General features: G+C 66.0%; 11 protein-coding genes. 6 read left to right on the top strand and 5 right to left on the bottom strand.

Features of this window, described 5'->3' with window-relative positions; all coding sequences use genetic code 11:
* The 3 genes from JWN21_RS11485 to JWN21_RS11475 all read right to left on the bottom strand — a co-directional run.
* Positions 1-320: SDR family NAD(P)-dependent oxidoreductase (locus JWN21_RS11485; protein ID WP_299650045.1), on the bottom strand; the 320-nt coding region annotated here is incomplete at its 3' end.
* Positions 313-456, bottom strand: a complete 144-nt coding sequence (locus tag JWN21_RS11480; RefSeq protein WP_299650042.1) for a hypothetical protein — start codon at positions 454-456, stop codon at positions 313-315. The genes JWN21_RS11485 and JWN21_RS11480, both read right to left, overlap by 8 nt.
* A complete protein-coding gene (locus tag JWN21_RS11475; protein ID WP_299650039.1) occupies positions 453-1,568 on the bottom strand; it encodes an NAD-dependent epimerase/dehydratase family protein in 1,116 nt (371 codons plus the stop codon). Before JWN21_RS11475 ends, JWN21_RS11480 begins: the two co-directional genes overlap by 4 nt.
* Positions 1,569-1,665: 97 nt before the next feature.
* Here JWN21_RS11475 and JWN21_RS11470 point away from each other — a divergent pair, with 97 nt between their 5' ends.
* Genes JWN21_RS11470 through JWN21_RS11460 form a run of 3 tightly spaced genes read left to right on the top strand, consistent with a single transcriptional unit; the run spans position 1,666 to position 4,045 of the window.
* On the top strand, positions 1,666-2,349 hold the full coding sequence (locus JWN21_RS11470) for a histidine phosphatase family protein (RefSeq protein ID WP_299650036.1): 684 nt from the start codon (positions 1,666-1,668) through the stop codon (positions 2,347-2,349).
* Entirely contained in the window at positions 2,349-3,134 is a 786-nt protein-coding gene (locus tag JWN21_RS11465; protein WP_299650033.1) for a TIGR04290 family methyltransferase, read from the top strand. The genes JWN21_RS11470 and JWN21_RS11465 overlap by 1 nt, the downstream gene beginning before the upstream one ends.
* Positions 3,131-4,045, top strand: coding sequence for a beta-xylosidase (locus JWN21_RS11460; protein WP_299650030.1), 915 nt, complete (start codon positions 3,131-3,133; stop codon positions 4,043-4,045). The genes JWN21_RS11465 and JWN21_RS11460 overlap by 4 nt, the downstream gene beginning before the upstream one ends.
* Positions 4,046-4,049: 4 nt before the next feature.
* On the opposite strand, the gene JWN21_RS11455 is transcribed toward JWN21_RS11460, so the two are convergent.
* Complete coding sequence (locus tag JWN21_RS11455) at positions 4,050-4,553, bottom strand: DUF1003 domain-containing protein (protein ID WP_299650026.1); 504 nt, start codon at positions 4,551-4,553, stop codon at positions 4,050-4,052.
* Positions 4,554-4,600: 47 nt separating this feature from the next.
* On the opposite strand from JWN21_RS11455, the gene JWN21_RS11450 reads away from it, so the two are divergent.
* Positions 4,601-5,560: a zinc-binding dehydrogenase gene (locus JWN21_RS11450; protein ID WP_299650051.1), complete on the top strand. Its 960-nt coding sequence runs from the start codon at positions 4,601-4,603 to the stop codon at positions 5,558-5,560.
* A 157-nt stretch (positions 5,561-5,717) separates the two neighbouring features.
* Positions 5,718-6,707, top strand: a complete 990-nt coding sequence (locus tag JWN21_RS11445; RefSeq protein WP_299650023.1) for a Gfo/Idh/MocA family oxidoreductase — start codon at positions 5,718-5,720, stop codon at positions 6,705-6,707.
* A gap of 69 nt (positions 6,708-6,776) precedes the next feature.
* Here the strand turns inward: JWN21_RS11445 and JWN21_RS11440 are convergent, their stop codons facing one another.
* Positions 6,777-7,544, bottom strand: a complete 768-nt coding sequence (locus JWN21_RS11440) for a ZIP family zinc transporter (RefSeq protein WP_299650020.1) — start codon at positions 7,542-7,544, stop codon at positions 6,777-6,779.
* Positions 7,545-7,955: 411 nt separating this feature from the next.
* On the opposite strand from JWN21_RS11440, the gene JWN21_RS11435 reads away from it, so the two are divergent.
* Entirely contained in the window at positions 7,956-8,546 is a 591-nt protein-coding gene (locus JWN21_RS11435; RefSeq protein ID WP_299650017.1) for a hypothetical protein, read from the top strand.
* Positions 8,547-8,808 lie beyond the last annotated feature (262 nt).

The following is an 8,808-nucleotide window of genomic DNA, read 5'->3' as shown; positions in this document are numbered from 1 at the left end:
AAGGTGCCGCCGATGTTGATCGCGAAGTCCTCCGCCGGATCGGACATGGACGTGGTGACGGCGACCTGCGCGGCGAGATGGAAGACGGCTTGAACGCCGGCGGCCGCAGCGGCGAGGCGGGCGTGGTCGCGGATGTCGGCGTGAATGAAGTCGATGTGGTTGCCGTGGCGGGACTGCAGCCAGGCGAGGTTCTTCTCCGTTCCCGGGCGGCTGAGCGCGTCGTAGATGCGCACGCGGTGGCCGTCTGTCAGCAAACGATCGGCCAGGTTAGAGCCAATGAACCCGGCGCCGCCGGTGACGAGGATGGGGAGGTCAGCCATGCGAGATCACCTCCGTCATGCCGGCCTTGAGCCGGCATCCAGCGTGGTGCCAGCGCAGGCCTGCCCGCTTGATGTTGAGGCCCCGCACCGCGTTGGACCCCGGCTCAAGGCCGGGGTGACGGAAATAGGACCTCACGCCACCAGTCCCCGCTTCTCCAGCTCCGCGCGCATCTGGGCGACATTGTCGGTGGCGGTCTGCTCGGCGACCCAGCCGGCGAGTTCGGCAAGGCCCTCGCCGAAATCCTGACGCGCCGCGAAGCCCAGCCGATGCTGGCTGAGCGTCGTGTCGCAGAAGCAGTGGCGGATGTCGCCGATCCGCGCCTTGCCGACGATCTCCGGTTCGCAATCGTTCTTGCCCATCGCGCGGGCGAGTTCGATGCCAACGTCGCGTACCGAGCGGTGGTGACCCGAACCAATGTTGAAGGTGCCACCGACAGCTTCCGGCAGCGTCAGCGCGTCGGCAAAGGCACGCGCGACGTCGGTGACGTGCACGAAGTCGCGGCGCTGCTCGCCATCCTCGAAGATCATCGGCCGCTGGCCGTTCAGCAGCCGCGACGCGAAGATCGCCAGCACGCCGGTGTACGGATTGGATAGTGCCTGGCCGGGGCCATAGACGTTGAACAGCCGCAGGCAGACGCTCTCCATGCCGTAGGGCGCGCCCATGATGTGCGTGGTGCGCTCCTGCACATATTTGTTGAGCGCATAGATCGACGACAGCGCCGGGCGTTTCCACTCGGGCGTTGCCATCGGGACCAACGGGCGACCCTGCGCGTCGGTCGGGTCCCATTGCGTCAGGCCGTCGCGCAGATTGGGGCGGTCGGCGTCCTCCACCGTCGCACCATCGGCGTCGGTGTACAGACCCTCGCCATAGATCGACATGGAGGAGGCGGTGACGACGCGGCGAACCGGCCGGTCAATCAGCTTTTCGAACAACACGGCAGTGCCGACGTCGTTGGTCGAGGTGTAGCGCTCGACCTCGTACATCGACTGGCCGACGCCGACCTCGGCGGCCAGGTGAATCACGCTGTCGACGCCGGTCAGCGCGTGCGCGACCGCGTCGCCGTCGCGTATGTCGGCGCGGATCAGCTCCGCCTCGCGACTGAGCATCTTGGAGCCGTCGACCTGCCCATGAACCTGCGGAATCAGGCTATCGAGCACGCGGACGCGATTGCCGCGCGCGAGCAGCTCGTCGGTGACGAAACGGCCGATGAATCCCGCGCCGCCTGTGACAAGAACATGTTCGCTCATGCCGCGCCTACGCGGTCGACTACCCCTAGTTGCATTTAGATCCTGCACCCCTGTATGTCGCCATTGCGACGCCCCCCGGAACGAAGCTTCTTCTTCTTTGTTCCTGCTGGCCCTCTTGGCAACCAGCGGAGCGGTTTTTCCGTGCAATGCAGATCAAGTCTCGTGCTTCCACACTGATATGACGGCAACTGTTCTGCTCATCCGGCATGCGGCGCATGTCGACCTGAACCGGCAGCTGTCCGGGCGACGCAAGGGCGTGGCGTTGACCGACCGGGGTCGCGAGCAGGCGGCCGCGCTGGGGACCCGGCTCGCCGGGCGCGGGCTGACCAGGGTTGAGTGCAGCCCGCTCGAGCGGACGCGCGATACGGCCTCGGCGATCGCTGCCGCCTGTGGCCTTCCCCAGCCCAGTCCAGTCGACGCGCTGTTAGAGCTGGACATGGGCGACTGGACCGGTCGCGAAATTCACAGCTTCGGTGACGACGCCGAGTGGCGGACGTGGAACGAGCGACGCGGCACGGCGCGCATTCCCGGCGGCGAGTCGATGCGCGAGGCGCAGACGCGGATCGTTGCCCATCTGCGTAACGTGCCGTCCAGGGAAACGGTGGCCATGGTGTCGCATTGCGACATGATCCGCGCTGCCGTCGCCTATGTGGTCGGCCTGTCGCTCGACAACCTGCTGCTATTCGACATCGACCCGGCTTCGGTTACAGGCGTGGCGATCGGCGACTGGGGCGCCAAATTGCTGTGGCTGAATGGCAAAAACGATTCTGGGGAGCTTTGATGGCGGACGCGGAGACATTGCGCGACCAGGTGACGGCGCTTGCGCCCTGGTTCCACAATATCGACCTGGGACACGGCATTCAGACCGCGCCCGATCACTTCCTGGGCGACTATCCGCGGTTCAAATATGCACACTTCGCCGACACGATCCCCGCCGACCTGAGCAACAAGACGGTGCTCGACATCGGCTGCAATGCCGGCTTCTACTCGGTCGAGATGGCACGACGCGGGGCGGCGCGCGTGGTCGGGATCGACTCGGATAAGCGTTACCTTGCGCAGGCCCGGCTCGCCACAGATACGCTGGGCTTCCCACAGGTCGAGTTCCGCAATCTGTCGGTCTATGACGTAGGCGCACTGGGCGAGCAGTTCGACCTCGTGATCTTCATGGGGGTGCTCTATCATCTCCGCCATCCGCTGCTGGCGCTCGACCTGATCCGCGAGCATGTCGCGGGCGATCTGATGCTCTTCCAGACGATGCAGCAGGGGTCAAAGGCGGGATGGGAGCCGGTCGAGGACCATCCCTTCTACGTGCCCGGCACCTACGATCCGCCCGCCTTTTTCGATGACCCCGCCTATCCCAAGATGCACTTCATCGAGCGGCAGTTCGCGGGCGACTGGACCAACTGGTGGGCTCCCAACCGCGCCGCGTCGGAGGGGATGCTGCGCGCGGCGGGGTTCACGGTCGAGGCCCGGCCGGAGAACGACGTGTATCTTTGCCGTATCGCGGACCGGCCCTATGCGGAATGGGGACCGGCGGCGGTCTATCCTGCAGGAGCACGCAATTGACCGTCGAAGCGGCGATGATCTGGAACGAGCCGAACAACAAATCGCATTGGGACCCTGAGCTCGATCCGGACTGGAGCATCTTCGCCGACACGGTGACGCGCGCCGGCCGAGCGATCGGGCGCGCCAACCCCGACATGACGCGCGTGCTGGGCGGCATGTCGCCGATCGACCCGGTCTGGATTCGGCGGATGGAAGCGCACGGAGCGCTCGACGCGGTCGACGTGGTCGCCGTGCACGGCTTTCCGCTCGACTGGAACCTCTGGTCGATCCACGACTGGCCCGCGAAGGTGGCCGAGATCGAGGCGGTTACCGCCAAGCCGGTGTGGGTGACGGAGGTCGGTGTCGGCAGCTTCGGCGCGGAGGAGGTGCAGGTGTTCGGCGTGCAGAAGACCGCCGAGCTGCTGATCGGCCGGGTGCCGCGCGTGTTCTGGTATTCGCTTTTCGACCTGCCGATGGAATGGGGTGCAACGACGCGCCACCGTGAGGCGGAAGGGTCGAGCTATTACCGGCATTTCTACATGGGGCTGATCCGCGCCGACGGGACGCCCAAGCCAGGCCTGGAGGAATACGCCAAGGTCGCGGATCGCATGGGGCTGATGCAGTGGTTCCACTACCATGACCCGCGGCTGGACGATGCGGTCAAGTGGATGAAGCGGCTGGGGACGAAGCATCTGCGCACCGGACTGAGCTGGGCCGATTCGTTCCGGCCCGACGCGATCGGCTGGTTCGACCGGCAGATGGAAGCGCTGGCGGACTTCGAGGTTACCGTCACCTTCTGCTTCACGCCCGAGCATCTGGGCCTCGCCCCGCACCACACCAGCCCCGCGCGCCAGCCACAGGCGTTTGCCGATTTCTGTCAGGAGATGATCGAGCGCTACGCGCCGGCGCGCGTGCAGACCGTCGCCGCTTGAACCATCACGCCTTTTCCTGGTGCTCCAGCGCGTCGAGCACGCGCTCGGGTTCGACGTCGCAGCGGACCTCGTCCATGTCGATCGAGCGCGGGTCGATCTCGAGCTTCTCGGCGATGCGCGCGACCAGGTCGGCGAGCTTGGACAGCTCATGCTCGGCCAACAAGTTGATGTGGAGGTCGAGGTCCGCGCGCGTGTCGGCGGCGGCGGCCTGGCGGTTCTGGCTGATCAGCACGAAGGTCGACAGGAAGATCGCCTCCACCGAAGCGATCATCGCCAGCACCACGAAGCTGGGATCGAATTTCGGGCTGCCGTACAGGTTCCAGCCGATCCAGCCGCCGAAAAGGATCAGGTGCAGCACCACGAACACCATCGAACCGGTGAAACCGGTGATCCGATCGGCGAGCCGGTCCGACAGCGGCGCGGCCGCCACTTCCCGCCGGCGGCGTTCGGCGAGACGCTCGATGTTTTCGGTGAGCGTGGCGGTTATGCCGGGGGGTGCTGAGGTCATGGGGCGGTAACGCGCGATTTTCGAATAAGGGAGCAGCAGTGACACAGATGATGCAGGCGGCGGTGCTGACCGGGCCTGGCCGCATGGAACTGGCCCACGTGCCGGTGCCTGAACCGGGTCCCGGCGAGGTGCGCGTGCGGCTGGAGGGCTGCGGCGTGTGCGCGTCCAATGTCGAGCCGTGGGAGGGCCAGCCCTGGTCCACTTTCCCCGGCGAGCCGGGCGGGATGGGGCATGAGGGCTGGGGCGTGGTCGACGCGCTCGGGCAAGACGTGACCGGGGTGGCCCAGGGAGATCGCGTCACGACGCTCGCGGGGCGCAGCTTCGCACTCTATGACATCGTCGCCACCGACCGCCTGGTCGTCCTCCCCCCTGCCCTGCCCGGCCCCTTCCCGGGCGAGCCGCTGGGATGCGCGATGAACATCTTCCGGCGTTCGGACGTGCAGCCCGGCCAATGGGTCGCGATCGTCGGCATCGGTTTCCTGGGCGCGGTGCTGACCCGGCTGGCCAGCGACGCAGGCGCGCGGGTGATCGCGATCTCCCGGCGCGAGGAGTCGCTGGCCTTGGCCCGGCGGTATGGCGCGAGGCAGACGATCGCGATGCACGATCATCAAGCGATCATCGACCAGGTCTTGGCGCTCACCGGCGGCACGGGCTGCGAACGGGTGATCGAAGCCGTCGGCAAGCAATGGCCGCTAGACCTTGCGGGCGAGTTGGTCGCCGAGGGTGGTCGGCTGGTGATCGCCGGCTATCATCAGGACGGACCAAGGCAGGTCTCCATGCAGATGTGGAACTGGAAGGGCATCGACGTCGTCAATGCCCACGAACGCGACCCGGCCGTACAGATGCGCGGGTTGCGTGAAGGCGTGGCGGCGGTGGCAGCGGGGCGGATCGACCTCGCGCCCTTGCTGACGCATCGCTATCCGCTGGAGCGGCTAGGCGAGGCGCTGGCGGCGACGCGCGACAAGCCGGAGGGGTTCGTCAAGGCCATCATCGAGTACGCGGCATGACCGACTCTGCCGTCATGCCCGTGAAAGCGGGGACCCGGCTCCTGCGTTCTCGGCCAGGCTCCCAGCCGTGTTCGGCCACCCCATCGGAGATGAATCCCCGCTTGCGCGGGGATGACGGCGATTGGGTGCTCGGACGTGGTGACCAAGGCGCACCGCTATGACCAAGCCTCGCATCGGCTTTCTCGGCACCGGCTGGATCGGGCGACATCGGATGGCGGCGATGCTCGCCACCGGCATGGTCGAGGCGGTCGGGATCGCGGATCCCTCGCCTGCGATGGTGGTTGACGCCCTGACGCTCGCCCCTGGTGCGCAGGTCGTTGCCGATCTCGACGCGCTACTCGCGCTCGGCGTCGACGGCGTCGTGATCGCGACGCCCTCCGCGCTGCATGCCGAACAGTCGGTCCACGCGCTCGCGGCGGGCGTCGCCGTGTTCTGCCAGAAGCCGCTGGGGCGTGACGCAGCGGAAGCGGCGCGCGTCGTCGCGGCGGCCCGACAGGCGGACCGGCTGCTCGGCGTCGATTTCTCCTATCGTCATACCGCGGGCATGGCGGCGATCGCGCCGCTGGTGCGTGACGGCGCATTGGGCCGGGTGTTTGCGGTCGATCTGACGTTCCACAATGCCTGGGGACCAGACAAGCCGTGGTTCTACGATCGCGCGCAGTCGGGTGGCGGCTGCGTCATGGACCTGGGCGTTCATCTGGTGGATCTGGCACTGTGGGTGCTCGACTTCCCGGCGCTGGACGGGCGGGTCGCGGCACAGCTGCTGAGCGGCGGGCAACCGCTATCGTGCTCCTCGGCCGAGGTCGAGGACTACGCCACCGCGCAATTTAGGCTGGCTAGTGGCACGGTCGTGCGGCTCGCCTGTTCCTGGCGCCTGCACGCCGGCCGCGAGGCGGTGATCGAGGCGCACTTCCACGGCACAGACGGCGGCGCTGCGCTGCGCAACGTGAACGGCAGCTTCTACGAGTTCACCGCCGAACGGTTCGCCGGGACCGAGTGCGAGACGCTGACCAGCGGGTCGGACGAATGGGGTGGCCGCGCGGCGGCGGAGTGGGCGCGACGGTTGGCTTCAGGTGAGCGGTTCGATGCAGCGGCGGACGAGTTGGTGCGCGTCGCGGAGGTTCTGGACGCGATCTACGCGGCCTGACGATCGGCGCCTTTGCCCTTTCCCTGTCGAAACCGGACCGCCGGCGGTCGCGCGGGCGATCCGGCGTGCTTAGCTGTTCCCCAGTTTTGTGAGCACGAAAGCGGTCAGGAAGCCGGCCGTCGCGATCAGACCCGAATAGTCGTGGGTCGACGCGGTCGCCTCGGGGATCATGGTGTCGACCAGCATCGCCAGGATCGCACCCGCCGCCAACGCGGTCACGCCCGCGATCAAGCCCGGCGCTGCGCCGGCCAGCAACAGATTGCCCAGCGCGGCCGCCACGCCCGATGCCAGAGCGATGCCGCCCCATACACCGAAGATATAGCGCGCCGAACGCCCCGCCCGCTTCATCCCCGCCGCGCTCGACAGCCCCTCCGGCACGTTCGACAGGAACACCGCCGCGACCATCACCGCGCTGACGCTGCCGCCGTTCAGAAGGCTGACGCCGATCACCGCCGATTCGGGGACGCCGTCGAGCAGTGCGCCGATGGCGATGGCAAGGCCGCTGCCGCCCGTTTTCGTGCCTGCATTCGCCTGCTGCTGGCGGCTGTCGTCGCCGGACCGCTTGCGATGTCGGGCGCCGCGCCGCGAGATAAAGACGTTCGCGCCCGTGTAGATGATCGCGCCAAGCAGAAATCCGCCGCCGGTGGCGACCACGCCGCCCTGCCGGAACGCCTCGTCCATCAAGTCGAACGCGATCGCGGAGATCAGCACCCCAGACCCGAGCGCCATGATCCCGGCGATGAGCCGTTGCGGCAGCGAAAAGAAGAACGCGACTGCCGCACCGAGCACCAGCGCCGATCCGCCCAGCAGCCCCCACAACCCGGCCTGGAGCCACATCGGCGTTCTCCCTCACCGCGACCCGTGACGGGTCGGCGACGCTCTCGATACATCAAGAAGGAGGTTGGCGCGCCAGGAACGATTCGAACGTCCGACCCTCAGATTCGTAGTCGGTAGGCCTACCAACCCAAGAGGCGGAAAGAAGCGGCAAGGAGCACCTTTCTGGCTGGCAGCCGCTCCGTGAGTAAGCCGGTGGACGCGAACTCGTCTGAGCAACCCCATTCAGGTCGGGGGGACTGTTTAGGGGGCGAAGGCGTTTCCGTGCCTGTTCTCAATGCCGCTAACCTCTTGCTCAGGCCCGGCCCGCCAAAACGCCAACCATCACTGGCCCGAAAGGACACCACTGATCCCTAGAGCGGAAGGTATGCTTTCGCCCAATAGCTGACGTTAGCCCACGAGCTAAGGAGCGCTATGCACATTGTAGGCGCTGACAATTATCACGAGGCGAACGACGCCGTCCGTGAAATCCTGATGATGTATGTGGATTTGGCAGATGCCACCGCAGGGTTTGGCCACAACGCTGATGTCCACGTCCGTTTTGATCCCTTCAAGTTCGTTGATGCCGAGGTCGATGACGCAGACCGATACCATTACGTTGATATCGATCTTCTTCGGGCCGGCTCAGCAGTTGCCATCCTATGCGCCTTCTATGATTTATGGCTTGAAGAGCAGGAAGTGGAGCAACAAACCCTCACTAAGCGCTTTCAGGCTGCTGTTGATGAGAAGCGGTTTAGTCGTTTTCCGGACATCGAGAGCGTTATCGCTGAGGCTATCGCTCGCAACAGCGCGCCAATTGAAGATCTGTGGATGAATCAGGCAGTAGCGCCGATATACCGGACATACGTGCTCGGCTTCTTCGCCCGATTGGCAAAGCGGGGCCGTTCAGGGGTCGGTCGCCAACGTCCGCTTTCCACCATCAGCGGACATAGCGCGCGTCGGCTACCCAATGCCCGCTATCGCCCAGTTGCGGACATTCAGCCGCTGACGTCGGGCGGCAGCTAAGACCCAATCACAGACGTTCGCGGCCAGCCCTCGGCTTTCCAGCTTCAGACATTCGTTCAGCTGCCAATTTCACGCGGGCCGACCGAGAATGGCCTGGCAGTTGAGAATCCAAATGCCGTGGAGGCAGCCTTCCGCGAAACCGGCACCTTCAGGTTAATAAACGTCGTTCGTCAGACGCTTGAGACCAACCCACATCCCGGACGTAACTAGTTGTTAACTGCCTGTCCGTAACCGGGGAGCCGAGGTGACCGGATCACTCGAA

This window comes from Sphingomonas bacterium, from assembly GCF_028292945.1.
Lineage (GTDB): Bacteria > Pseudomonadota > Alphaproteobacteria > Sphingomonadales > Sphingomonadaceae > Sphingomonas.
This window is presented reverse-complemented; position numbering and strand designations above follow the sequence as displayed.

What these genes read in the sequence shown, in the direction of transcription:
- JWN21_RS11475 (WP_299650039.1), bottom strand. Translation starts at nt 1,568, where the DNA reads ATGAGCGAACATGTTCTTGTCACAGGCGGCGCGGGATTCATCGGCCGT.
- JWN21_RS11465 (WP_299650033.1), top strand. Translation starts at nt 2,349, where the DNA reads ATGGCGGACGCGGAGACATTGCGCGACCAGGTGACGGCGCTTGCGCCC.
- JWN21_RS11455 (WP_299650026.1), bottom strand. Translation starts at nt 4,553, where the DNA reads ATGACCTCAGCACCCCCCGGCATAACCGCCACGCTCACCGAAAACATC.
- JWN21_RS11450 (WP_299650051.1), top strand. Translation starts at nt 4,601, where the DNA reads ATGATGCAGGCGGCGGTGCTGACCGGGCCTGGCCGCATGGAACTGGCC.
- JWN21_RS11445 (WP_299650023.1), top strand. Translation starts at nt 5,718, where the DNA reads ATGACCAAGCCTCGCATCGGCTTTCTCGGCACCGGCTGGATCGGGCGA.
- JWN21_RS11440 (WP_299650020.1), bottom strand. Translation starts at nt 7,544, where the DNA reads ATGTGGCTCCAGGCCGGGTTGTGGGGGCTGCTGGGCGGATCGGCGCTG.
- JWN21_RS11435 (WP_299650017.1), top strand. Translation starts at nt 7,956, where the DNA reads ATGCACATTGTAGGCGCTGACAATTATCACGAGGCGAACGACGCCGTC.